At 67.9% G+C, this 25,413-nt stretch carries 21 protein-coding genes; 17 read left to right on the forward strand and 4 right to left on the reverse strand.

Annotation, left to right across the window (positions count from 1 at the left end; all coding sequences use genetic code 11):
- Positions 1-167: 167 nt before the first annotated feature.
- The 5 genes from AC5JDC_RS16405 (at position 168) to ptsP (ending at position 4,807) form a co-directional block, all read left to right on the forward strand.
- Complete coding sequence (locus AC5JDC_RS16405; protein ID WP_425351340.1) at positions 168-518, forward strand: transcriptional regulator GutM; 351 nt, start codon at positions 168-170, stop codon at positions 516-518.
- Positions 519-560: 42 nt separating this feature from the next.
- Positions 561-1,295, forward strand: a complete 735-nt coding sequence (gene srlA, locus AC5JDC_RS16410; protein WP_106772719.1) for a PTS glucitol/sorbitol transporter subunit IIC — start codon at positions 561-563, stop codon at positions 1,293-1,295.
- A gap of 25 nt (positions 1,296-1,320) precedes the next feature.
- On the forward strand, positions 1,321-2,322 hold the full coding sequence (gene srlE / locus AC5JDC_RS16415) for a PTS glucitol/sorbitol transporter subunit IIB (protein ID WP_106772687.1): 1,002 nt from the start codon (positions 1,321-1,323) through the stop codon (positions 2,320-2,322).
- Positions 2,323-2,408: 86 nt separating this feature from the next.
- Positions 2,409-2,789, forward strand: a complete 381-nt coding sequence (locus tag AC5JDC_RS16420; protein ID WP_106772688.1) for a PTS glucitol/sorbitol transporter subunit IIA — start codon at positions 2,409-2,411, stop codon at positions 2,787-2,789.
- A 26-nt stretch (positions 2,790-2,815) separates the two neighbouring features.
- On the forward strand, positions 2,816-4,807 hold the full coding sequence (gene ptsP / locus AC5JDC_RS16425; RefSeq protein ID WP_495842777.1) for a phosphoenolpyruvate--protein phosphotransferase: 1,992 nt from the start codon (positions 2,816-2,818) through the stop codon (positions 4,805-4,807).
- Between the two features lie 46 nt (positions 4,808-4,853).
- Here the strand turns inward: ptsP and AC5JDC_RS16430 are convergent, their stop codons facing one another.
- Both AC5JDC_RS16430 and AC5JDC_RS16435 read right to left on the reverse strand, forming a co-directional pair.
- Entirely contained in the window at positions 4,854-5,690 is an 837-nt protein-coding gene (locus AC5JDC_RS16430; protein ID WP_495842779.1) for a FadR/GntR family transcriptional regulator, read from the reverse strand.
- Between the two features lie 386 nt (positions 5,691-6,076).
- Positions 6,077-7,471 (reverse strand): amidase, encoded by a 1,395-nt coding sequence (locus tag AC5JDC_RS16435; RefSeq protein WP_495842781.1) that lies wholly within the window; start codon positions 7,469-7,471, stop codon positions 6,077-6,079.
- 282 nt (positions 7,472-7,753) lie between these two features.
- Between AC5JDC_RS16435 and AC5JDC_RS16440 the strand changes: the two genes are divergently transcribed.
- The 7 genes from AC5JDC_RS16440 to AC5JDC_RS16470 all read left to right on the forward strand — a co-directional run bounded on the left by AC5JDC_RS16440 (position 7,754) and on the right by AC5JDC_RS16470 (position 16,369).
- On the forward strand, positions 7,754-9,247 hold the full coding sequence (locus AC5JDC_RS16440; protein ID WP_495842783.1) for an ABC transporter substrate-binding protein: 1,494 nt from the start codon (positions 7,754-7,756) through the stop codon (positions 9,245-9,247).
- A gap of 115 nt (positions 9,248-9,362) precedes the next feature.
- Complete coding sequence (locus tag AC5JDC_RS16445) at positions 9,363-10,307, forward strand: ABC transporter permease (protein WP_495842785.1); 945 nt, start codon at positions 9,363-9,365, stop codon at positions 10,305-10,307.
- Complete coding sequence (locus AC5JDC_RS16450) at positions 10,304-11,155, forward strand: ABC transporter permease (RefSeq protein ID WP_495842787.1); 852 nt, start codon at positions 10,304-10,306, stop codon at positions 11,153-11,155. Before AC5JDC_RS16445 ends, AC5JDC_RS16450 begins: the two co-directional genes overlap by 4 nt.
- A complete protein-coding gene (locus AC5JDC_RS16455; RefSeq protein ID WP_495842789.1) occupies positions 11,152-12,804 on the forward strand; it encodes a dipeptide ABC transporter ATP-binding protein in 1,653 nt (550 codons plus the stop codon). Before AC5JDC_RS16450 ends, AC5JDC_RS16455 begins: the two co-directional genes overlap by 4 nt.
- Positions 12,801-14,042: a serine hydrolase domain-containing protein gene (locus AC5JDC_RS16460; protein ID WP_495842791.1), complete on the forward strand. Its 1,242-nt coding sequence runs from the start codon at positions 12,801-12,803 to the stop codon at positions 14,040-14,042. The genes AC5JDC_RS16455 and AC5JDC_RS16460 overlap by 4 nt, the downstream gene beginning before the upstream one ends.
- Positions 14,043-14,077: 35 nt before the next feature.
- The gene (locus AC5JDC_RS16465; protein ID WP_495842793.1) at positions 14,078-15,568 is read left to right on the forward strand and encodes an aldehyde dehydrogenase family protein; all 1,491 of its coding nucleotides are present in this window, start codon (positions 14,078-14,080) and stop codon (positions 15,566-15,568) included.
- Between the two features lie 54 nt (positions 15,569-15,622).
- The gene (locus AC5JDC_RS16470) at positions 15,623-16,369 is read left to right on the forward strand and encodes a glucose 1-dehydrogenase (RefSeq protein WP_495842795.1); all 747 of its coding nucleotides are present in this window, start codon (positions 15,623-15,625) and stop codon (positions 16,367-16,369) included.
- 186 nt (positions 16,370-16,555) lie between these two features.
- On the opposite strand, the gene AC5JDC_RS16475 is transcribed toward AC5JDC_RS16470, so the two are convergent.
- The gene (locus AC5JDC_RS16475; protein WP_495842797.1) at positions 16,556-17,356 is read right to left on the reverse strand and encodes a hypothetical protein; all 801 of its coding nucleotides are present in this window, start codon (positions 17,354-17,356) and stop codon (positions 16,556-16,558) included.
- Between the two features lie 110 nt (positions 17,357-17,466).
- The gene (locus AC5JDC_RS16480) at positions 17,467-19,194 is read right to left on the reverse strand and encodes a glycerol-3-phosphate dehydrogenase/oxidase (RefSeq protein ID WP_495842799.1); all 1,728 of its coding nucleotides are present in this window, start codon (positions 19,192-19,194) and stop codon (positions 17,467-17,469) included.
- Positions 19,195-19,467: 273 nt separating this feature from the next.
- Here AC5JDC_RS16480 and AC5JDC_RS16485 point away from each other — a divergent pair, with 273 nt between their 5' ends.
- The 5 genes from AC5JDC_RS16485 to AC5JDC_RS16505 all read left to right on the forward strand — a co-directional run bounded on the left by AC5JDC_RS16485 (position 19,468) and on the right by AC5JDC_RS16505 (position 25,002).
- Complete coding sequence (locus tag AC5JDC_RS16485) at positions 19,468-21,015, forward strand: FGGY-family carbohydrate kinase (RefSeq protein WP_495842801.1); 1,548 nt, start codon at positions 19,468-19,470, stop codon at positions 21,013-21,015.
- Positions 21,016-21,056: 41 nt separating this feature from the next.
- Entirely contained in the window at positions 21,057-22,130 is a 1,074-nt protein-coding gene (locus AC5JDC_RS16490) for an ABC transporter ATP-binding protein (protein WP_495842803.1), read from the forward strand.
- A 10-nt stretch (positions 22,131-22,140) separates the two neighbouring features.
- Entirely contained in the window at positions 22,141-23,211 is a 1,071-nt protein-coding gene (locus tag AC5JDC_RS16495) for an ABC transporter ATP-binding protein (protein ID WP_495842805.1), read from the forward strand.
- Between the two features lie 2 nt (positions 23,212-23,213).
- Entirely contained in the window at positions 23,214-24,080 is an 867-nt protein-coding gene (locus AC5JDC_RS16500; RefSeq protein WP_495842807.1) for a carbohydrate ABC transporter permease, read from the forward strand.
- 103 nt (positions 24,081-24,183) lie between these two features.
- Complete coding sequence (locus AC5JDC_RS16505) at positions 24,184-25,002, forward strand: carbohydrate ABC transporter permease (RefSeq protein ID WP_495842809.1); 819 nt, start codon at positions 24,184-24,186, stop codon at positions 25,000-25,002.
- Positions 25,003-25,413 lie beyond the last annotated feature (411 nt).

The raw sequence follows: 25,413 nt of genomic DNA on the forward strand, positions 1-25,413 counted from the left end.
CTGTTGTGGGTGCGCACTTATACATATTGACATTCTGGAAGACAAATGTTCATTAGCCGCGATATCGGAGGAGACTAGGGAGGTACGCAGAGATGGCAATTTGGCAGTGGGCACTGCTTGCGCTCGGCCTGGTGTGGTTGATGCAGTCTATCGGCGTCTGGTTTCAGATGCGGCACTACGCCGACGTCTTCAAGGGAATTACCGGTCGCTTCCAGGACGGCTATGTCGGCGCGGGCCATGCGCGCGGCCGCTTGCGCAAGGGCACGATCGCGCTGCTCGTGGTGAGCCCGGATCTGGTCGTGCAGCGGCTGCTCCTCATGACCGGCCGGTCGGTTTTCACGAAATTCCGTCGCGAGCGCGAGGTCGAGGGCATGACGCTGGCGGAATTCCGAGCCGGCCGCAACCCGGATGCCGCCGACAGCGAGGAAAAGGCAATCGCACTGGCCATCGAACAGGTCGACAAGATCCGCTCGAAGGCTGCTGCACCAGGCATCAATCAGGAATTCGCCGCCGCATGAGCGGGGGGAAGAGGGGAACGGAGGACTCGAATGCTGGCATCCATGTTAGCCGATTACGGCCATCTGAATTTACCCGATCTGGGCAGCGTCGCCACCGATGCGGCGCTGCACGGCAAGCTGGCGCTGCAGGGCGCGAGCGAAAAGCTCGTCGTTCTGGCACAGGCGGGCGGTGACATCACCGTCGACGAGTTCAAGCAGCGGCTCGATACGGTCGCCCAGGAAGAGCAGCTCGGCTGGCTCGCCAATATCGGCCGCTACTTCATCGGCATCTTCCAGAAGGGCGGCGAGGTCTTCGCCGGCTTCGTCACCGGCATCATCCCGACCCTGGTCGTGCTGATGACGGCGTTCTACGCGCTGACCGAGCTGGTCGGCGAGGAACGCGTCCACGGCATCGCCCGCGGCGCCGGGCGCATCGCGCTCACCCGCTACACGCTGCTGCCGGTGCTTTCTGTGTTCTTCCTGACCAACCCGATGGCCTATACCTTCGGCGCGTTCCTCGAGGAGAAGCACAAGCCCGCCTTCTACGACGCGGCGGTGTCCTACGTGCACCCGCCGCTCGGCCTGTTCCCCCACATCAATCCGGGCGAGTACTTCGTCTGGGGCGGCGTGCTGGTGGCGCTGCAGGAACTCGAGCGCAACGGCACCGTGCCCAACGGCTATCATATCCAGATGGCGATCTGGTACGCGATCGTCGGCCTGGTGGTGATCCTGCTCAAGGGGATGCTGACCGAACGCATCACCATGATCATGGCGCGCCGCCAGGGCGTGGAACTCTGACGTCGGGACCGGAGGAGGATCCACCATGGCAAAGACATACAAGTCCGTAAAAATCTCGCGCGGCAAGTCGGGCTGGGGTGGTCCGCTGGTCATCCAGCCGACCGAGCAGCGCAACAAGATCGTCTCCGTCACCGGCGGCGGCATTGACCCGGTCGCGCAGCGCATCGCCGACCTGACCGGCGCCGAGGCGGTCGACGGCTTCCGCGCGCCGCCCATCGAGAGCGAGATGGCGGTCGTCGTCGTCGACTGCGGCGGCACCGCCCGCTGCGGCGTCTATCCGCGCAAACGCATCCCGACCGTCAACCTGACGCCGGTCGGCCAGGCCGGGCCGCTGGCGCAGTTCATCACCGAGGACATCTACGTGTCGGGCGTGAGCGCGGCGAACATCGAGATGGCCGACGGCTCGGAAACACCGACGCAGGCTGCCGCCCCGGCGGCGGCTGCGGCAGCGACCGCATCGGCCAGGCCGGCGCCGGAGCCGGTGCAGGGTGGCGGTTTCGTCAACCTGATCGCCAGCATCGGCCGCGTCATGGGGCGCGTCGTCGGCATCTTCTTCAATGCCGGCCGCCGCACCATCGACCAGGTGGTCCGCAACGTGCTGCCGTTCATGGCGTTCGTGACCATGCTGATCGGCCTGATCCTCTATACCGGCATCGGCGACGTGCTGGCGCAGCCGATGGGACCGCTCGCCAACAACATCGTCGGCCTGCTGATCATCTCGGCGATCTGCGGCCTGCCGTTCCTGTCGCCGGTGCTCGGGCCCGGCGCCGTCATCGCGCAGGTGATCGGCGTCGCCATCATCGGTCCGCAGATCGCCAACGGCACGATCGCGCCGGCCATGGCGCTGCCGGCGCTGTTTGCCTACAACACGCAGGTCGGCTGCGACTTCGTGCCGGTCGGCCTGGCACTCGGCGAGGCCAAGCCGAAGACCATCGAGATCGGCGTCCCGGCGGTGCTGATTAGCCGCCAGATCATGGGTCCGGTGTCGGTGCTGATCGCCTGGCTGGTCAGCCTGGTCGTGTTCTGATCGTCGGGGCCGGCGGCGGTGTACGTCGCCGGCCCCAGTCTGCAATGCTGTAGTACCGGCGCAAGTGTGCCGGCAGGAGAATGCCGATGACCATGCACCTCAAGACGCGGATCACCGCGGTCGGACCGGAAGTGGCCGACCTTGCCGAAGGCGGGGTGCTGATCCTGTTCGCCGACGGCGCGCCGCCGGAGCTCGCGGAGGTGTCCGTGCTGCACAAGCCCGACGTCGACGCCGGCGAGGCTCCCGCGATCGGTGCTCCGATCGCCATCGGCTCGCTGGAGGCGACCATCACGGCGCTCGGTCCCACGGCCTGGAAGAAGGTCGCCGAGATCGGTCACGTCGTCGTCAACTTCAACGACGCCGTCGAAGCCGAGCGGCCGGGAGAGATCTGCGCCTCCGCCGTCGACGGCGCGGCGTTGAAAGCGGCGCTCACGGTCGGCGCCGTCATCACCATCGGCCGGCCGTAGCCGGGACGAAGGACGAGATTGCTACCATGGAACGCTCGACGATCGTGCGCGTGCACGAAGGCCTGCACGCGCGCCCGGCCACGCGCTTCGTGAAGCTCGCCAAGAGCTTCGACTGCGATGTCGAGATCGTGAGGGGTGCCAAGGCCGCGAGCGCCAAGAGCCCGGTCAAGCTGATGCTGCTCGCCGTCAAGGAGAACGACGAGGTGACGCTGCGCGCCGAAGGCGCCGATGCCGGACGGGCGCTCGACGCGCTGGTCGACTTCCTGGAAAACCCACAGGCCGGGTTGGACGCAGAGGGCGAGCCGACGACCGCCGCTGAGCCCGCGCCGGCCGCACCTGCTGCCGGAGCTGCCTCACCTCAGGCCGAGGCATCGCCATCTCCGGCCGGCGCCGCCGGCTCCGTGAAGGGCATCGCCGCCAGCGAAGGCCTCGCGCTCGCGCGGGCGTTCCACTATTTCCCCAGGACGTTCGCCCCGACGCATCGCCGCGTCGCGGCCGACGCTATCGACCAGGAGATCTCGCGTTTCCGCGCCGCGGTCGCCGCCGTGCAGGAGCAGATGCGTGCCGAGCTGGCGCGCGCCGACCTGTCGCAGACCGACCGGGCCATCGTCACGGCGCTCAGCGAGATCGCCGCCGACGCAGCGATCGTCGACGATGTGGAGGCGGCGATCCGTCAGGGCATGGATGCCACCGATGCGGTGCTGGCGGCGACCGAGGCGACTGCGGCCGCCTTCACGCGCGTGCCCGACGCCTACCTCAACGCGCGCGCCGACGACGTGCGGGCGACGGCACGGCAGCTCTGCCTGGCGCTGGCCGGCGAGCGCGACGTCGGTCTCGACGCGATCAGCGAACCGTCCATCATCGTCGCCGAGGACGTCGGCGCCTGGGATCTGGCGCGCGCGCCGCTGAAGCTGGTCAGGGGCGTCGTGTGCGCCCATGGCGGCGCCACCTCGCATGTCGCCATCATCGCACGCGCCCACGGCATTCCCGCCGTGCTCGGGCTGGGCGGCTCGATCGAGGCCTTGCGCAAGGCCGGCGAAGTTGCCATCGACGGCAACACCGGCGCGGTCCATCCGGATCCAGATGCGACGATCCGCGAACGCTTCGAGGCGGGCATCCACGCCGCCGCGCGCGAGGAGGAAGCACTACGCGCCTTCCGCGACCTGCGGCCACGCCGCGCCGACGGCACGCAGATCGAGGTCGCCGCCAATATCGGCTCCATCGAGGAGATCGATGCCGCGCGCGAAGCCGGGGCCATGGGGGTGGGACTGTTCCGCACCGAACTGCTGTTCATGAAGCATGGCGGCTTGCCCACCGAAGATATGCAGTACGAGGTCTATGCGGAGGCCGCGCGCGCCTTTGCCCCCGACCCGGTCATCATCCGCACGCTCGATATCGGCGGCGACAAGCCCGTCGCCGGCGTCGTCTTCCCGCAGGAAGCCAATCCCTTCCTGGGCTGGCGCGGCGTGCGCATGTGCCTCGACCGACCCGACGTGTTCAAGCCGCAGCTGCGGGCATTGCTGCGCGCGGCGACGTTGGGCAACGTCAAGGTGATGCTGCCGATGGTCTCGACGCTGGACGAGGTGACGCGCAGCCGTGCGCTGATCGACGACTGCAAGGCCGAGCTCGCCGCCGAGGGCAAGCCGTTCGCCGACTTCGCGCTCGGCGTCATGATCGAGACGCCGGCGGCGGTGTTCGTGGCGCGCGATCTCGCCCGCCAGGTCGACTTCTTCTCGATAGGCACCAACGATCTCACCCAGTACGTGATGGCCGCCGACCGCCTGAACCCGCAGATCGCGGCGCTGAACGACGTCGCTAATCCCGCCGTACTGGCGGCGATCGAGATGACGGCCAAGGCTGGCACGGAAGCAGGCATCATGGTTGGCATGTGCGGGGAGGCGGCGGCTCGCACCGACCTCATCCCGAAATTCCTGGCCATGGGACTCACCGAGCTGAGCATGAGCCCGGCGGCGATCCCACGCGCCAAGAAGTGCATCGCCGCCGAGCTCGGCGGGTAGCGTCCAGGTCCGTTTCACGGTCGGCCCGGGCGGATAGGGCAGCCGTCTACGGACGACTGGCGATCAGCGTTTCCAGATATTTCGTCAGTCTCCGGCGGGCCGATTCGATGTGGGCGCGCATCGCCTCGCGGGCGGCCTCGCCGTCCCTCCGCTTAATCAGGTTCAGCACCTCGGCGTGCTCGGCGATCACGGCGGTGCCACGGGCGGACGGCTGAAAATGCACGAGATGGCGCAACAGCAGGCGCTCGTCGTCCGGCTGGTATTCCAGCGCGTGGATTGCCTCGACGAAGCGCGGGTTCGTCGCCGCCACGGCGATCGCCTCGTGGAAGAGGTAGTCGAAATGATGGGTGATGGCGCCGCTGGCATGCGCCTCCTCGAAACGTCTCAGCGCGGCCTCGATGCGCTGCATGTCGGCAGGGCTGCGCCGCAGCGCCGCCAGGCAGGCGGCTTCCGGCTCGATCACCAGGCGGAACTCCAGGTCGTCGAGAAGATGCTGGAGCTGCTGCGGCGAACTCGACCTGGAAAGTTTTTCCGCCAGCAGGTCGTCGACGCCGATCACGTAGTTCCCGGAGCCGCGCAGCGACTGGATTACGCCTTCCTCGCGCAGGCGGACCAGCGCCTGCCGGACGACGGGACGGGACACCGAGAAGGTGGCGGCCAGCTCGGGTTCGGAGGGCAGGCGCGAGCCCCTCCCGAATTTTCCCGAGACGATCGCATGGACCAGGCTGCGGTAGACCCGCTCGTGCAGCCCGCCGGGACGGCCGGTCTCGAACAGGCCTCTCGTCGATTCCGGCGCGCCGGCCTGCTTGGGCTTCCTCCCGCGCCGGGGCGGCGTGGCGGCGGCCGAGCCGGCGGCGTTCTCGGTCAGGTCACGGCTCGGCATGGTTGGGTTTCCGGGCTGCAACGAGGCGAAAAGCCGACCGATCGCCGTGTCTGGCGCCCTCGTGGTTCGACAAGCTCACCATGAGGGCTACTGGAATCGTCGTGCCTATCGCTGTGGGTGATTGGCGCAAACGACAGTCGTGACGAACGGGCCTACCAGTAGCCCTCATGGTGAGCTTGTCGAACCACGAGGGCGCTGGACACCAGCGGGCACCGGCTCTCGGAACAGATGTATGCATATCGTAGCCAAAACGGGGAGGGGGTCTTTGCGGCCGCAATGCCGCGTGAAACAGTCGACGATTTGCGCCGGGCGGAGTTGCAAGCCAGTCCCCCTCCCCCTTGTGGGGAGGGGCTAGGGGTGGGGGTAAATTCATAGGCGATTGCCCACTAGTCTATCGGGCGGCGCAGATGCCAGTCGGTTGCCTGCTGGAAGGCGTGGCCGGCCGCGCACAGCACGTCCTCGGCGGCGTGCTTGCCGACGAGCTGCATCGAGATCGGCACGCCGCTGCGCGCAAAACCGGCCGGCAGCACGATGGTCGGGTTGCCGGCGAGGTCGAAGGGCGCGGTGTAGCGGATCATCTGCAACAGGACGTCTTCGTCGGCGCCGAACGCTTCCAGTTCCGGCAATGTCGGCGTCGGCGTGGTCATGGTCGGGATCAGCATCAGGTCGACATCGGCGAAGGCGGCGGCGAGCCGGCCGGAGAATTCGAGCCGCTTCACCCAGGCGTCGGCGACCTTGACCGGGCTGACCGTGCGGCCGTGCTCGATCAGGCCGGCCATGCCGGAATGGTAGTCGGCGGCGCGCGACGGATAGGTGGCCGCGTGGACCTGCGCGGTCTCCGCGCCGCATATGTCGAACCAGCCGCGCAGCGCGTCATAGGGCGAGGGGAAGCTGACCGGCAGGATGCGCGCGCCGAGCCCTTGCAGGACCTTGCGCGCCGCCTCCACCGCGGCGACGACCTCCGGATGGGTGCGCGTGCCGATAAAACTCTCGTCGACGCCGATGCGCAGGCCGCGCACGCCGCGCGCGGTTGCCGCGAGATAATCCGGCACCGGCGCCTGGATCGCGGTCGGGTCGTTGGCGTCGGGACCGGCGATCGCAGTCAGCATCGCTGCCGCGTCCTCGGCGCTGCGCGCGAACGGCCCGACATGGTCGAGAGAATGCGACAGGGTGAAGACGCCGTGGCGGCTGACGCGCCCCCAGGTCGGCTTGATGCCGGTGATGCTGTTGCAGGCCGAAGGGAAACGGATCGAGCCGCCGGTGTCGGTGGAAAGCGCGCCATAGGCGAGGCCGGCTGCGGTCGCCACGCCCGAGCCGTTGGACGAGGTGCCGGCCCAGTAATCGGCGTTCCACGGATTGATCGGCACGGGGAAGATCGGGTGGTTGTTGGTGTAGGCGCCTTCGGTGAGCGTCAGCTTGCCGAGGATGATCGCGCCGGCGCCGTAGAGCCGCTCGATCACGGTCGCGTCGTAGTCTGGCACGAAGTCCTTGTGGATGCTCATGCCGGCCGAGGTCGGCGCATCCTTGGTGTAGAACAGATCCTTGGCCGCCAGCGGCACGCCGTGCAGCGGGCCGCGCCACTGTCCACGCAGCAGCTCGGCCTCCGCGACCTGGGCGCGGGCGAGCGCCTGCTCGCGCATGACGGTGATGTAGGAATGGAGCGTCCCGTCCAGCTTCTCGATGCGGTCGAGCAGCGCCCGCACCACCTCGACGGGGGAGATCTCGGTGCGCCGCAGCTTCTGCGACAGCTCGCCGATCGACCAGTAGTGCAATTCGCCCATGCTGCCCTCCTTCCGCCTCGCGCCTATTCGCGGGGGAACGCCCGTGCCTTGCCGTCCCTGGCAAAATCCCCGACGCTTCGAGAAAAAGCAATAAAATAATTTGACAACTTATTGCTCGCCCCCATAGGCTTTCGCATGCGCTGGTCACAGGGCCGGTTCGGACAAGGCGCACCAAGAGGCGCCGCCGAATTTCGCGCAGCCCGGATTCGTCCGATCGGGAACACGGAACAAATTGGTTGGTCCGCCGGCACGATCGGCGGCGCTGTCTGGAGAATGGGAGACATGATCACGCAACGGACTGGCCTGCGCCTGGCGTTCGCCGCACTGGCGCTTTTCTCGAGCGTGTCCTTCGCCGCGGCCAAGGATACGCTGACCCTCGGGCTGCCGGTCGAGCCGACTGGGCTGGACCCCACCATTTCGGCGCCCGTCGCCATCCGCGAGGTCACCTGGGGCAACATCTACGAAGGGCTGGTGACGCTCGACAAGGACGGCAAGGTCAAGCCGCTGCTCGCCACCGAATGGACGACCTCGCCCGACGGGCTGACCTACACCTTCAAGCTGCGCCCCGGCGTGACCTTCCACAACGGCACGCCGTTCGATTCCGCGATCGTCAAGTTCTCGCTCGACCGCGCCCGCGCGCCGGATTCGACCAACGCGCAAAAGCAGTTCTTCGAGCCGATCGAGGTGATCGAGACGCCGGACCCGATGACGGCGATCATCAAGCTCAAGCAGCCCTCCGGCCTGTTCGTCTACCACCTCGCCTGGGGCGACGCGGTGATGATCGACCCAAAGACCGTCGATGCCAACAAGACCGACCCCGTCGGCACCGGCCCGTTCAAGTTCAAGAGCTGGCAGCGCGGCAACCAGGTCGAGATGGTGCGCAACGACGGCTATTGGGACAAGGGCGTGCCGAAGCTGTCGGCGGTCACCTTCCGCTTCATCGCCGATGCGCAGGCGCAGGCCGCGGCGCTTCGGGCCGGCGACATCGACGGCTTTCCCAACTTCACCGCGCCCGAGCTGTTCGGCGAATTCCAGAACGACGCGCGCTTCAAGACCGTGGTCGGCGCCACGCCGCGCAAGCTGGTGGCCGCGCTCAACAGCGAGAAGCCGCCGCTCGACAACGTCAAGGTGCGGCAGGCGATGATGAGTGCCATCGACCGCCAGGCGATCATCGACGGCGCCTATTCCGGCTACGGCAAGGCGATAGGCAGCCACTTCGCCCCGACCGACCGCGGCTATGTCGACATGACCGGCGAGATTCCCTACGATCCCGAGAAGGCCAAAAGCCTTTTGACCGAGGCCGGATACGCGGACGGCTTCACGCTGACCATCAAGGCGCCGCAGATGAGCTACACGACGCGGGCGTCGGAAGTCATGCAGGCATTGCTGGCCGAGGTCGGTATCACGCTCAACATCGTGCCGAGCGAATTCCCGGCCAAATGGATCGACGAGGTGTTCATCAAGCGCGACTACGAGATGTCGATCATCGACCATGCCGAGCCGATGGACATCGATATCTATTCGCGCCCCGGCTACTACTTCAACTACAAGAACCCGAAGTTCGACGGGCTGATCGCCGCCGCCGACAAGACCGCCGACGACGGCGAGCGTGACAAGTTCTACGGCGAGGCGCAGAAGATACTCGCCGACGAGGTTCCGGCCCTCTATCTCTTCGACCTGCCGCGCCTCAACGTCTGGAGCGCCAGGCTCGAGGGCCTGTGGGAGAACGAGCCGATCTCGCAGGTCTATGTGCGGGACGCCTATTGGGCCGAATGAGCAATCTCGTCCTGCCGCGCCATGCCGGCGCGGCAGGACCAGCGGACTTTGTGGTGCCGGACATGTGCAACCTGCCTGACCCCGGAGCCCTCGCGGGCGGAGATCGGCCGCGCTGATGCTTCGGATCGCTTTCAGCCGGCTGGGCTCCTTCGTGCTGACGCTGTTCATCGTGTCGCTGCTGATCTTCGCAACCATGGACCTTCTGCCCGGCAACGCCGCCGCCATCCTGCTCGGGACGGCGGCGCGGCCCGACACGATCGCCGCGCTGGAGCAGCAGCTCGGCCTCGATCAGCCGGGCTATGTCCGCTACCTCACCTGGATAGCCGGCGCCTTCACGGGCGATCTCGGCAGCTCGGCGTCCTACGGCGTGCCGGTGGCCGGGCTGATCGCCGAGCGGCTGCAGGTGACCCTGCCGCTGGCGCTGATCGCGCTGGTCATCGCGGTCGCCATCGGCGTCGGGCTCGGCGTCATGGCCGCCGCCCGGCCGCGCCAGGCTCCGGACCGGGCGGCTTCCGTCTTCGCCCAGGTCGGCATCGCCGTGCCGGACTTCTGGTTCGGCATCCTGCTCATCCTGCTGTTCTCGGTCACCCTGCACTGGTTCTCGGCCGGCGGCTTTCCCGGCTGGAGCGATCCGCTCGCGGCGGTCAAGGCGTTGCTCCTGCCGGCGGTCGCGCTCGCCTTGCCGCAGGCTGCGGTGCTGACGCGCGTCACGCGCTCGGCCGTTCTCGACGTCGCCGACGAGGATTTCATCCGCACCGCCAAGGCCAAGGGGCTGACCGAGCGGCGCGTGCTGTGGCGTCATGCCGTGCGCAACGCGCTGGTGCCCATCGTCACCATCATCGGCCTGCAGTTCTCGTTCCTGATCGCCGGCGCCGTGCTCGTCGAGAACGTGTTCAACCTGCCGGGCATCGGCCGGCTCGCCTATCAGTCGCTGGCGCAGCGCGATCTCGTCGTCATCCGCAGCGTCGCCATGTTCTTCGCCGGCCTGGTGATCCTGGTCAATTTCGCCGTCGACCTCGCCTATCTCTGGCTCGACCCGAGACTGAGGGCGGCGCGATGACGAACGCCACCGCCACCGCGCCGCGCTTCGCCCTCGGGCCGCGCTTCGGCCTGCATCTCGGCATCGCCATCACGGCGCTGGTCATCGGCATGGCGGTGCTGTCGCGGTTCTGGACGCCGCAGGTCCCGACCCGCCTGCAGATCGCCAACAAGCTGAAGCCGCCGCTGACCTCCGGCCTGGCCGGTACCGACGCGCTCGGCCGCGACATCTTCTCGATGATCATGGCGGGTGCCTGGAACTCGCTGTCGATCGCCTTCCTCTCTGTCCTGCTCGGCCTGGTGGTCGGCGTCGGCTTCGGGGCTCTGGCGGCGGCGCGGCGCGGTTGGATCGAAGAGGTGATCATGCGCTTCGCCGACGTGGTCTTCGCCTTCCCCGCGCTGATCTCCGCCATCATGATCGCGGCCCTCATCGGCCCCGGCGGCGGCACCGCCGTGCTCGCCATCGGCCTGTTCAACATCCCGGTGTTCATCCGCGTGTCGCGCGGGGCGGCGCTGCGCATCTGGGCGTTAGACTTCTGCCTGGCCGCGCAGGCGGCAGGCAAGGGCAGGTTCCGCATCACCGTCGACCACGTGCTGCCCAACATCGCCGGTGCGGTCGCCGTGCAGGCGACGATCCAGATCGGCCTGGCGATCCTGGTCGAGGCCGGCCTGTCCTTTCTCGGGCTGAGCCTTGCCCCGCCGGCGCCGAGCTGGGGCCGCATGCTGAGCGACGCGCAGACCTATCTCGCCCAGGCACCATGGATGGCGATCGCCCCCGGCGTCACCATCGCCGTTGCCGTGCTCGGCCTGAACCTCGTCGGCGACGGCCTGCGCGACGTCCTTGACCCCCGTTCGCGGGGGCGCGCATGACGCTCGACGTGCGCATCGATGCGATCAATCTGTCGCGCTGGCGCCTGCCGGCGAAGACGCTGGTGGAGGATGTCGCCTTCACCATTCCGGACGGAGGCACGCTCGGTATCGTCGGCGAGTCGGGATCAGGCAAGTCGCTGACCTCGCTCGCCATCATGGGCCTGCTGCCGCGCGGCATGAAGGCGCATGGCGGCATCGTGCTCGACGGCACCGATCTCCTGAAGCTCGGCGAGCGGCAGATGCAGCAGGTGCGCGGCGCCCGCATCGGCATGATCTTCCAGGAGCCAATGACCGCCCTCAATCCGGCCATGCGCATCGGCGACCAGATCGCCGAGGGCATCCTCGCCCACAAAGGGATGTCGCGCGCGGCGGCGCGCGCCGAGGCGCTGCGGCTGCTGGAGCGCGTCCGCATTCCCGAGGCGGCTCGGCGCATCGATGCCTATCCGCACGAATTGTCGGGCGGCCAGCGCCAGCGCGTCGGCATCGCCATCGCGCTGGCGCCGGGGCCGCGCCTGCTGATCGCCGACGAGCCGACGACGGCGCTCGACGTCACCGTGCAGGCGGAAGTGCTGGAGCTGCTGGGCGAACTGATCGCCGAGCTCGGCATGTCGCTGCTGCTGATCAGCCACGATCTCGGCGTCGTTGCCAGCATCGCCGAGCGCACGCTGGTCATGCGTGGCGGCCGGCCCGTGGAGAGCGGCGAGACCGAGCAGGTCCTGCGCCGGCCGTCGCAACCCTACACGCAGCGCGTGATCGGCGCGCTGCCGCGGGCCCAGAAGTTTGCACCGCCGGCCACAGGTGTCCGGCCGGGCGGCTCCACGCTACTGCTCGAAGTCAGGAACCTCGAGCGCGCGTACCACAGCGCGTCCGGGCACGCGCTGAAGGCCGTCGACGGCGTCAGCTTCTCGATCGAGCCGGGCACCATCCATGGCATCGTCGGCGAGAGCGGCTGCGGGAAGTCGACGCTGGCGCGCATCGTCATGGGCCTGGACCGGCCGACCGGCGGGCAGGTGCTGTTCGAGGGCGAGGACATTTTCGCCAAGTCGCGCGCCGAGCTTCTGCGGCTGCGGCGGGGCTTCCAGATGGTCTTCCAGGACCCGCAGGGATCGCTCGATCCCAGGCAGAGCGTGTCGCGCATCGTCGCCGAGCCGCTGTTCCTCGATCCCGCCGCGCCGCGCGGCAAGGCGCGCGAGGAACTGGTCGGCGAGACGCTAGCCAGCGTCGGCCTGTCGCCGCCCGATGCCGCGCGCTATCCGCACGAATTCTCCGGCGGCCAGCGCCAGCGCATCGCCATCGCGCGCGCCATCATCGGCAGGCCCAAGCTGGTGGTGGCGGACGAGCCGGTGTCGGCGCTCGACCTGTCGGTGCAGGCGCAGGTGCTCGCGCTGATCCGCGACCTGCGCGACCGCTACGGCCTGGCCTTCCTGTTCATCAGCCACAGCCTCGCCGTGGTCGAGACCATCTCCGACCGCGTCGGCGTCATGTACCGCGGCAATTTCGTCGAGACCGGCACGGCGGCGGAAGTCTTCAGGAACCCGCGGCATGCCTACACCAGGAAGCTGATCGACGCCGAACCGGGCATCGACCAGCCGCGACGCTACGGCGTCGCCCGCACCGTTGTGGAAGAAACGAAAGCGAGGCTCGCATGAACAATCACGTCAGACTGGGCACGACCGTGGACGGAGAGCCGGTCGAGCCGTTCTTCCGCCGCCATCTCGCCGGCGATTTCCTGCTGTGGTCGCCCAACATCCAGGCCGAGGCGTTTTTGAACTGGGACCGCATCTGGGCGACCCGCACGATCAGAAGAGGCACGCCGAAGCCACTGCCGCAGGCAGCGCGGCCTCTGGATATCACTTTCGAGAGCCACGGGGCGACCCGCACCATCGACGACCTGATGCGCCGGGAGTTCGTCAGCGGCCTGCTCGTCGTCAAGGACGGCGAGATCAAGCTGGAGCGTTACGCCAAGGGCCTGAACCCGGAGCGCTGCTGGCAGTCGTCGTCGATGGTGAAGTCGCTCGCCGCCATACTGGTCGGCGCCGCCGTCCAGGACGGCGCGATCAAAAGCATCGACCAGTCGGTCGTCGACTACCTGCCGGAGCTCGAAGGCTCGGCCTATCGGGACGTGACGATCCGCCACCTGCTCAACATGGCCTCGGGCGTGTCCTGGGTCGAGAACACCGACGACCTCACCACCGATGTCGCCGAGCACTACATCAAGGTCATCGCGGCGCGCACGCCGGACTACATCGTCAACTATCTGAAGACCCGTCCGAAGGCCAATCCGGCCGGCACGCAGTTCTACTACAATACCGGCGACACCTTCCTGCTCAGCCATGTGCTGAGCCGCGCCACCGGCATGACCGTCGCCGACTACTGCTCCGAGCGGCTGTGGAAGCCGTTCGGGTTCGAGCAGGACGGCTTCTTCATCCTCGATTCCGACGACGGGCACGAGGTGGTCGGAAGCTGCTGCGGCGCCTCCCTGCGCGACTATACGCGCTGGGGGCTGTTCATGTTGGCCGACGGCGTGATCGACGGCAAGCGCGTGGTGCCGGACGGCTGGGTGAAGGACTCGACCACGCCGAGTGCTCCGAACTTCGCCTTCGATTTCGGCGGCGAGCGCGGTGTCGCCGGCGGCGCGGACTCCGCCTACAAGGGCTACGGCTACCTGTGGTGGGTGCGCGAGGGCGGCGACTACATGGCGCTCGGCAGCTACGGCCAGTGGATCTATGTCAGCCCGGCCAACAACACCGTCGCCGTCATCCTCGGCGCGGTGCCCAGACATGTCTACATGACCCCGGAAGAGGTCGAACTCCACAGGAACTCCTCGCATTGCGGCTCCGAGATGCGGCTCGACTTCATCAAGGCAGCCATGAAGGCGCTGGCCTGAATGTCGCGGGAGGGTGACCAGGAGGAGGGATTGTCATGAGCGCAGGGTGCAACGCGGCGCAGCGACAGCCGATCGACGGACGCCATCGAAAGATGTTCATCGGCGGCGACTGGGTCGATGCGGTCTCGGGCGAGACGTTCGAGACGCGCAATCCGGCGACCGGCTCGGTGCTCGCCACCGTGCCGCGCGGCGGCAAGCAGGACATCGACGCCGCCGTCCGGGCGGCGCGTGCCGCCTTCGACGGAGAGTGGAGCCGGTTCAAGCCATACGAGCGGCAGGTCCTGCTGCTCAGGATCGCCGACCTGTTCGAGAAGCACTGGGAAGAAATCTGCCGCTCCGACACGCTCGACATGGGGCTGCCGATCAGCCGCACCCGCGCCAACAGGAACCGCGTCGTCGGCATGCTGCGCTTCTACGGCGGCATGGCGACGGCGCTGCATGGCGAGACGATCGACAACTCGCTGCCGGGCGAGGTCGTCTCGTTCACCCACCGCGAGCCGGTCGGCGTGGTCGGCGCCATCATCCCGTGGAACGCGCCGACGGCCGCCTCGATCTGGAAGATCGGCCCGGCGCTCGCCACCGGCTGCACCATCGTGCTCAAGCCGTCGGAGGAGGCGCCGCTGACGCCGCTGCTGATCGCCGACATCATGGCGGAAGCCGGCGTGCCGGCGGGCGTGGTCAACATCGTCACCGGCACCGGCCGCGAGGCCGGCGCGCCGCTCGCCGAGCACATGGGCGTGGACAAGATCGTCTTCACCGGCTCGACCGCGACCGGCCAGAGCATCATCCGCGCCTCGGCCGGCAATCTCAAGCGCGTGTCGCTGGAGCTCGGCGGCAAGTCGCCGGTCATCGTCTGCGCCGACGCCGACCTGGAGAAGGCGGTGCCCGTCGCCGCCATGTCGGTCTTCGCCAATTCGGGACAGATCTGCATCGCCGGCTCGCGGCTGTTCGTCGAGCGATCGATCCATGACGAGTTCATCGCGCGGCTCGCCGCCTACGCCGAGGGCCTTCGGATCGGCGACGGCATCGATCCGGCGACCGAGATCGGCCCGCTCGTCTCGCCGCGGCAGCTGGAGCGCGTGACCGGCTACCTCGCATCCGGCCGGGAGGAAGGGGCCCGCCTGGTCACCGGCGGAACCCGCCTCACCGAAGGCACCTTTGCCGCCGGCAACTTCATCGCCCCCACCGTCTTCGCCGGCGTCAGGGACGACATGCGGATCGCCCGCGAGGAGATTTTCGGGCCGGTCATCTCGGCGCTGCCCTTCGACACGCTGGACGAGGCGGTAGAGCGGGCCAACGACACGCCCTATGGCCTGGCCGCCGGCGTGTTCACCCGCGACGTCGCCAAGGCCCACCGGCTGTCGCGAAGAATCCGGGCAGGCTCGGTATGGGTCAACACCTATCACGCCATCGATCCGGCGGTGCCGTTCGGCGGCTACAAGATGAGCGGCTACGGCCGCGAGGGCGGCGTCGAGCACCTGCACGAATATCTCAACACCAAGGGCGTCTTCATCAGGATCGACTGAGGACGGCATCGCCGGTACGGCGGGATGGCCGCACCAAAATTTGGGAAGGACGGCATGAAACTCAAGGACAAGGTCGCCATCGTCACCGGGGGAGGGTCCGGCTTCGGCGAAGGCATCGTGAGGAAATTCGTGGAGGAAGGCGCCCGCGTAGTCGTCGTCGACCGGGACGGCCCGGCGGCCGAGCGCGTCGCCAAGGCGTTCCCCGAAGCGGCGGTCGCGGCTACCGCCGACATCGCCACGCAAGCCGGCTTTGCCGCGGCGGTCGAGAAGGCGCAGTCGGCCTTCGGGGGGCTGCACATCCTGGTCAACAATGCGGGCGTCGGCCACGAGCCGCAGCCGCTGGAGACGGTCGAGGAGGCGATGTTCGACCGCGTCGCGGCGGTCAACATGAAGTCGATCTATTTCGGCGCGCGCCTGGTCGTGCCCTTGTTCAAACAGCAGAAAGGCGGCGCCATCCTCAACATCGCCTCGACCGGCGGCGTCAGCCCGCGCCCGAACCTGACCTGGTACAACGCCTCTAAGGGGTGGGTGATCACGGCGACACGCGCCATGGCGGTGGAACTGGCGCCGTTCGGCATCCGGGTCAACGCGCTCAACCCGGTGGCCGGGGAAACGCCGCTGCTGAAAACCTTCATGGGCGAGGACACGCCGGAGATACGCGCGAAATTCTTGGCGACGATCCCGCTGGGTCGCTTCTCCACCCCGCAGGACATGGGCAACGCCGCCGCCTTCCTGTGCTCGGAGGAAGCCGGCATGATCACCGGCGTCGCGCTGGAGGTCGACGGCGGCCGCTGCATCTGACGTCGCCTGCGTCGGACGGCGTCTGTGCCTGATCCGGGGTCTGTCGAGGTTCGGGGTTAGAGTGGCCCGATATCAGCTTTCGCCCGACGGCGCATGGTACTTGCCGGCAGCGCGTATCGTCGCCCGGCCGCGAAAAAAATCGCGCTGGCCGTCCATGTTTCGCTCTTTGTTCCGGCAGGCCGGCCGTCATGACGTGTCGGGCGGCTCCAGTGCCCACTGGGCAAGCCCGTGCAGGACGTCGAGAACCTCGTGCACCTCATGAACGGGCTTTTTTCGCCGCCAGCCCGGCGGCCGGCCGGGTTTCAGCGGCGAGAAGCGGCCGAACCGGCGCAGACCGCCGGATTCCCGCTCGCGCGCGAGGGCGGCGTCGCGGCGTGCCCGCCAGCGGGCGAAGCGCCTTGCCTGGCCGGGCAGGTCGTCCAGCGCCAAAACCAGCGCCAGCAGCCGCGAGTCCAGCCGTGACGCGTCGATCGGGTCGTTGGGCGACCAGGCGGGGATGCGGAACGGCTCGCTGTAGCCGGGAACGGAGATGCGCGGCACGCCTTTCGGCGCCCGCCGCAGGCGGCGGCTCCAGGGTTTTAGCGGATCGAGCAGCGGCAGGGTCGCGCGACAGGCGCGGGTTTTCGGCCGCGCCGGCATGCGGACGGGGCCGGCTCCGGGCCGGAATTTCGGCTGCGGTTTCTGCCGGGGCGCCGGCAAGGCGACGACGAGGCCACGTGCGGCCACGACGATGAGGCGCCGCACCGCGGCTTCGGCAGGGCGCAAGAGCCGGAGTATGGCACGGTGGAGGCGGCGTTGAAGGGTAAGTTCTGGGGACAGTTTACTTTTTTCGGCCCGCGACAACCTTGAAGCGGCTGTGCCCTTCTGCCGAAACAAAGTAAACTGTCCCCTGAGTTCCCCGAGATCCAGCCCGGCCATGGCGACGAGCATGGCGACGATGCGCTTCAGCGCTTCCCGGTTCTTGTCGATCGCCGCATTCCAGTCCATCGCCACCCCTTCGGCACAGGCGGCGCAATTATCGCTCCGGTCGAGAAGGAAGGGGATAGATTATAAGAAAATAATCCTGACGGATGGTGACAAGCCGCCTGCGACAGACCCTATCCCGCCGCCGGTTCGGCCGCGCGGGCCGTCTTCACCCTGTAGCGGCTCTCCAGTAGCTCCGCCGTCTCGGCGACCTCAAGGGCGCGGCGGGCATCACTCCACCCGAGCACGTCGCCGGCGATCCGGGCGATGCGATCGAGCGCGTCCGGGGTCACGGCGTTCTCGAACGGCATGAGGGTGCGCCGCAGCACGATATCGGCCAGACGGGTCACCCGCTCGTTGGCGACGATCCAGCGGATCTCGCCGGCGTGATAGAGGCCGCGCGTGTCGATGCGGTCGGCGCCATCGGCGACGACCGCTTCGGCGACCGCGCGGGCCTGGCTGCCGTAGCGGCGGAAGAATTTCGCCACGACGGCCGCATCGAGACCCGTGGCGCGGACGACGTCGGCGATCGCCTGCCGCAATTCCTTGCCTTCCGCCGGCAGGCCGGCGCCGCCGCCGATCGGCTCAGCCAGCGTATCGCGGCGACGCGCGGCGCCGAGGCGCGCAAGCACGGCGTCGGCAATCTGCTCGGCGCAGGCGCGGTAGGTCGTCCACTTGCCGCCGACCAGCGTCATCACCGGGAAGGCGCGCGGCCCCCGCGGCTCGAAGTCCCTGAGCGCGTGGTCGCGGCTGATGGCGCCGGTTGCCCCGTCGCCGCTGTAGGGCAGGGGCCGGATACCGGCATAGGCGAAGACGATCTCCTCGCGCCGCGCCCTGCTGCCGGGCAGGACCTGGTCGAGCACGTCGAAAAGGTAGTCGATCTCCTCTTCCGAGCAGGCGGCGTGGTCGGGATCCCCGGCGCGGATGTCGGTGGTGCCGAGCAGGACGAGCTCGGCATCGAGGGCGTAGACCAGGCAGGCGCGGAAGTCGCGCGTCTCGAAATACAGCATGCCGTCGCCGAGCTGGGCGGCGATGTCCGGCCGCCGCATGACCAGATGCGAGCCGCGGGTGCCGCCGATCAGGCGCCTGTCGATGCCGAGCCGGCGGTTCGCCTCGTCGGCCCAGGCGCCGGCGCAGTTGACCACCAGGCGCGGCCGCAGCCTGATCTCCCCGCCGCCGATCTCGTCGCGCAGGATCACCTCGCCGCCCGTCATGCCGACAAGCGAGACATAGGGCGCGGCTACCGAGCGCGGGCAGTCGCGCTCCGCATCCTTGACCAGCTCGAGCGCCAGGCGCTCCGGATGCAGGAGCCGCGCGTCATAGTATTCCGCCACCGCGCGGACGCGGTCGGACAGCCCCGGCATCTTCCGCCGGCTTTCCGCCCGCGAAAGAATCCGGTGGCGCGGCATGGTCCGGCTGCCCCGCCCGAACCGGTCGAAGAAGACGAGGCCGAGCTTGATCGCCAGCATGCCCTTGGCGCCCGGCGTCTTCTTGAGCTTGAGGAAACGCAAACCGGCCGAGAACAGGCCGCCGAACCAGTTGAAGGCCGGCACCCAGACCGGCAGGGGTTTTACGAGGTGGGGAGCGTTCCTGAGGAGGTGGTTGCGCTCCACCACCGATTCCCGCACCAGCTCGAACTCGCCGGTTTCGAGATAGCGCAACCCGCCATGGATCAGCCGCGACGGCGCAGCGCTGGTGCCGGAGGCGAAATCCCCCTTGTCGACCAGGATCGCGGGCACGTCCTGCAGCGCCAGGTCACGGTAGAGGCCGATGCCGTTGATGCCGCCGCCGACGATGAGGAGCGGCGCCTCGTCCGCCGCGGCGCGCTTCAGGGCCGCAATCGCCTCGTCCCGATTGCGCATCGTCTCCTCCGCTGCGTTTGGCGCCCATTCCGTCCCGCCGCCTATAATGGCAGTTTATTACTTTTGGAAGCGAAAAAGCGGAAGGCGGGAGATTTAAACTTCAAAAGTTCTTTTATATTCAATCAGTTAAAAGTGTAAAAAATTTTCTTACGATTGCGATTGACAATTCGAGAGGGTCAAATAGCCTAGCTGCCGAGGAAAGATGCCGATGGGGCCTGCATGGCCCGCCCCGCCGCGAGGAGACGGCGCCCGTCGGCCCCCGGAGGAGCAAGTATGCGGGAACGCCTGATCGGCATCGATGCCGGCGGCACGATGACGAAAGTCGTGCTGTTCGACGGACGCGGCAACGAGCTCGCCTGCGAGCGCCGGCCGAACGTCATGCTGCTGCCGCAGGAGGGCTGGACCGAGCGCGACGCCGAGGGAATGTGGCGCGCCACCTGCGAATCGCTGCGCGCGCTCATGGAAAAGACCGGCACCGACCCGGCCGACATCGTCGCCGTAACGCCGTCCGGCTATGGCGGCGGCGTCTATCTGGTCGACGCCGACGGCGTGCCGGTGCGCAATGCGCTGGTGTCGACCGACACGCGCTCCATTCCGCTCATCGACGCCTGGAAACGCTCGGGCCGCGCCGCGGCGGTGTCGCGCTGCATCGAGCAGCAGATGTGGCCCGGCCAGACGCTGTCGATCCTCGCCTGGATGCAGCAGAACGAGCCGGAGACGCTGCGGCGCACCGCGCATGTGCTGTCCTGCAAGGATTTCCTGCGCATGCGCCTGTGCGGCGACATCTCCACCGATCCGACCGACGCCGGCTGCGCCGGCATCATCAGTGTCAGCCGCGCGGCGATTTCGCGGGAGGCCTTCGAGGTCGCCGGCCTGCAGGCATGGCTCGACCGCCTGCCGCCGATCGGATCGCCGCTGGAAGTCGTCGGCGGCGTCGGCGCCGAGGCGGCGGCGGCCACCGGCCTGCGGGCGGGGACGCCGGTGGTGCGCGGCGTCTACGACGTGGTCGGCTGCTCGCTCGCTTCGGGGGTGGAGCGTCCCGACCAGCTCGCCGCAGTCGCCGGCACCTTCAGCATCCATTCGACCTTGCATGCCCGGCCGGCGCTCGACCCGCTGCCGACGATCCAGACGCCCTATCCGGTCGGCGGCCAGGTGCTGGCCACCACCGCGACGCCGACCTCGGCGAGCAACCTGGAATGGCTGTGCAAGACCATGCTGTCGGCGGAGGCAGAGCGCGCTTTTCTCGAAGGGCGCAGCGTCTACGAAGTCTGCAACGACCTGGTCGCCGGCGCGCTCGACCGCCAGAACAACATCCTGTTCTTCCCGTTCCTCTATGACGGGCCGCGCGGCGCGCCGGGAGGCTTCCTCGGGCTGAGGGCAGGGGCGCAGCTGGCCGATATCGTGCGTGCCGTCTACGAGGGCGTGGTCTTCGCCCACCGCTACGACATGTCCTACCTGCTGACCGGCCCGGACGCGGCCGATCCGAAGGTCATCCGGCTGGCCGGCGGCCCCTCGCGCAGCGCCGTGTGGGCGCAGATGTTCGCCGACGGCCTCGGCCTGCCGGTCGAGATCGCGTCCGGCAGCGAATTCGGCGCCAAGGGCGGCGCCATCTGCGCGGCGGTGGCGGCCGGCCTCTATGCCGACGTGCCGGACGCGATCCGCAACATGGTCAAGGTCGAGCAGCGCTACGAGCCGGATGCCGAGCGCGCGGCGGTGCTGAGCGCGAAATACGGCACCTATCTCACCGCCATCGACGTCGTGGCCGACCTGTGGTCCGGCGACCGTGCGGAGGCGCCGCCGCTGCGCGCCCGCGCGGTCTGACGTTGCCGGTGGCTGAATGATCGCGGTTTAGGGGGCGGGCGATGCTGGAGTTGCGTGCGGTCGAGAGGGTCGTCGGAGGCGAGGTGCACATCGAGGCGACGTCGCTCGTCCTGGAGCACGGCTCGCTCAACGTGCTGCTCGGGCCGACGCTGTCGGGCAAGACCAGCCTGATGCGGCTGATGGCCGGCCTCGACCGGCCGAGCGCCGGCTCGATCTGGTTCGACGGCAAGGACGTGACCGGCGTCCGCGTGCAGGACCGCAGCGTCGCCATGGTCTACCAGCAGTTCATCAACTATCCGGCGATGACGGTCTACGAGAACATCGCCTCGCCGTTGCGCGTCAGGGGCGAGGACCCTGCTGCGATCGACCGCGAGGTGAAGCGCGCCGCCGAGCTGCTCAGGCTGACGCCCTACCTGCGGCGCACGCCGCTCAATCTCTCCGGCGGGCAGCAGCAGCGCACGGCGCTGGCGCGCGCCATCGTCAAGAACGCCAGCCTGGTGCTGCTCGACGAGCCGCTTGCCAATCTCGACTACAAGCTGCGCGAGGAGTTGCGCGCCGAGCTGCCGAAGCTGTTCGCCGAGGCCGGCACCATCTTCGTCTACGCCACCACCGAGCCGCACGAGGCGCTGCTGCTCGGCGGCAACACGGCGACCCTGTCGCAGGGACGCGTGACGCAGTTCGGACCGACCATCGACGTCTATCGCCGGCCGGCGGATATCGTCACGGCAAAGACCTTCGCGGACCCGCCGCTCAACACGGTGCCGGTGGTCAAGAGCGGCTCGCACTTCCGGATCGGCGACAGGACGGCGCTGCCGGTGCCGGCGCATCTGTCGGGGATGGCCGACGGTCCCTGCACGATCGCCTTCCATCCGCACAATCTGGCCTTGCAGGGCCAGCATCCGGCTTCGGCGAGCCTGTCGGTGCGCACCGCGACCTCCGAGATCACCGGCTCGGAAAGCTTCGTCCATGTCGAGTTCGAGGGCAACCGCTGGGTGATGCTGGCTCCGGGCATCCACGACATCGAAGCCGACACGACGATCGCCGTGCATGTCGACACGCGCCGGATCATCGCCTTCGGCGCGGATGGCCGCTCCATCGCCGGCGCGGCGGCCTGAGGAGGCGACGATGGCACGCATCACCCTGGAGCATATCCGCCATGCCTACGGGCTGCGCCCGTCGCGGCCGAACGACTATGCGCTGAAGGAAGTGCATCACGAATGGAAGGACGGCGGCGCCTATGCGCTGCTCGGGCCGTCGGGCTGCGGCAAGACCACGCTGCTCAACATCATCTCCGGCCTGCAGCATCCGTCCGAAGGGCGCATCCTGTTCAACGGCCGCGACGTCACCGAGCTGTCGACGCAGGAGCGCAACATCGCCCAGGTGTTCCAGTTCCCGGTCATCTACGACACCATGACCGTCTACGACAATCTCGCCTTCCCGCTGCGCAACCGCGGCGTGCCGGAGGCCGAGGTCGACCGGCGCGTGCGCGACATCATCGAGATGACCGGCCTCGGCGACTGGGCGAAGAAGAAGGCGAGGGGGCTGACGGCCGACCAGAAGCAGAAGATATCGCTGGGCCGAGGCCTTGTGCGCAACGACGTCAACGCCATCCTGTTCGACGAGCCGCTCACCGTTATCGACCCGCACATGAAATGGGTGCTGCGCTCGCAGCTGAAGCAACTGCACCGCCAGTTCGGCTACACCATGGTCTATGTCACCCACGACCAGACCGAGGCGCTGACCTTCGCCGACAAGGTCGTGGTCATGTATGAGGGCGAGATCGTGCAGATCGGCACGCCGGCGGAGCTGTTCGAGCGGCCGAAGCACACTTTTGTCGGCTATTTCATCGGCTCGCCCGGCATGAACGTGCTGCCGGCCGATGTCGACGGCAGCACCGTGAAGGTCGGGAACGAGACGATCGCCCTCGATCACAAGCCGCGGGTCGCGCTCGGCGCCAGCATCGAGCTCGGCATCCGCCCGGAGTTCATCGCGCTCGGCCGCCAAGGCATGTCCGTTTCAATCCGCAAGGTCGAAGACATCGGCCGCCAGAAGATCGTGCGCGCCGAGTTCGCGGGAAAACCGATCGCCATCGTCGTCCCGGAGGACGGCGAGATCCCGGCCGAGGCGAAGGTGCGCTTCGATCCGGCCGGCATCAACCTCTATGCCGATTCCTGGCGCGTCGAACTGGGAGCCTGACCGTGGAAAAGACCTGGAACAACAAGGCCTGGTTCATGGTGCTGCCGGTGCTGGTGCTGGTGGCCTTCTCGGCGGTGATCCCGCTGATGACGGTGGTCAACTATTCGGTGCAGGACACGTTCGGCAACAACGAGTTCTTCTGGGCCGGCACCGAATGGTTCGCGCAGGTGCTGGAATCCGGCCGCTTCTGGGATTCGCTGGCGCGCAATCTCGCCTTCTCGGCGGTCATCCTGGCGATCGAGATTCCGCTCGGCATCTTCATCGCGCTCAACATGCCGAAATCGGGCTGGGGCGTGCCGGTCTGCCTGGTGCTGATGGCGCTGCCGCTGCTCATCCCGTGGAACGTCGTTGGCACCATCTGGCAGCTTCTGTGCCGCGCCGATATTGGCCTCATCGGCTATGGTCTCGCCCGATTGGGCATCCCGTTCAACTATGCCGCCGATCCGGTGCATGCGTGGATCACCGTCGTGGTCATGGACGTGTGGCACTGGACCAGTCTTGTCGTGCTGCTCTGTTATGCCGGCCTGGTGTCGATCCCCGACGCCTATTACCAGGCGGCCAAGATCGACGGTGCCTCGCGCTGGGCGATTTTTCGCTACATCCAGCTCCCCAAGATGAACCGCGTGCTTTTGATCGCGGTGCTGCTGCGCTTCATGGACAGTTTCATGATCTACACGGAACCGTTCGTGGTCACCGGCGGCGGTCCCGGGTCCTCGACCACCTTCCTGTCGATCGACCTGGTCAAGATGGCGGTGGGTCAGTTCGACCTCGGCCCGGCGGCCGCGATGTCGATCATCTATTTCCTGATCATCCTCCTGCTGTCCTGGGTCTTCTACACCGTCATGACCAATTACGGGTCGGAGAAATAGCATGGCGTGGGACGACCGCACGATGAGCGCGCGCGGCGAGGCGGTTTCGGCTGCGATGCCTGTCTCCGCCCGGGAAACTGCGAACAGGGAGATTGCCCGGCGGATGCGCCGGCGCGGCGACGAATCGCGCTTCCGCTGGCTCATCCCGGCGCTCTACATCGTCTTCCTGATGCTGCCGATCTACTGGCTCGTGAACATGAGCTTCAAGAGCAATACCGAGATCATGAACTCGGTGTCGCTCATCCCGGCGGACCCGACGCTGCGCAACTACATGGTGATCTTCAGTGATCCGTCATGGTACAACGGCTACATCAACTCGATCATCTACGTGGTGCTGAACACGGCGATCTCGGTGTCGGTGGCGCTGCCGGCGGCCTATGCGTTCTCGCGCTACCGGTTTCTCGGCGACAAGCATCTGTTCTTCTGGCTCTTGACCAACCGCATGGCGCCGCCGGCGGTGTTCGCGCTGCCGTTCTTCCAGCTCTATTCGGCCTTCGGGCTAATCGACACCCATATCGCCGTGGCGCTGGCGCACTGCCTGTTCAACGTGCCGCTGGCGGTGTGGATCCTCGAGGGTTTCATGTCGGGCGTGCCCAAGGAGATCGACGAGACCGCCTATATCGACGGCTATTCCTTCCCGCGCTTCTTCTTCAAGATCTTCATGCCGCTGATCGCCTCGGGCATCGGCGTCGCCGCCTTCTTCTGTTTCATGTTCTCCTGGGTGGAACTGCTGCTCGCCCGCACGCTGACGACCACGGCGGCCAAGCCGATCGCCGCCACCATGACGCGCACGGTGTCGGCCTCGGGTCTGGACTGGGGCGTGCTGGCGGCGGCCGGCGTGCTCACCATCATTCCGGGCGCGCTGGTGATCTGGTTCGTGCGCAACTACATCGCCAAGGGTTTTGCCCTGGGGAGGGTGTGATGAAGGACGGAAGCTTCTCTCTCCCCTTGCGGGGGAGATGGCCCGAAGGGCCAGAGGGGGTAGCCCCGGCAGCGCGCGGCGCCTGGCCGCGCCGGCCCGCCTCCATTTGCCCCGTACCCCCACCCCTGAGCCCTCCCCACAAGGGGGAGGGGGACCTTGCGGCCGCCATGCCGCGCAAAGCCGTCGCCGATCGGCGTCTGGCGCAGGCGCGGCAAGATTCCCCTCCCCCTTGTGGGCAGGGCTCAGGGGTGGGGGTAGCCTCCTATGCGATTGCCTTCGCCACAGGCGGGAGCGCAGGGCGCCGGCGCGCTGCCGGGGCGATCCCGAGGCGGTCGAGTCCGGTCGGACCTACCCCACCCCCGGCCTGCGGCCGGACCCTCCCCGCGAGGGCAGGGCAATCGCATATGCCGA

The organism is Kumtagia sp. (genome assembly GCF_059502445.1).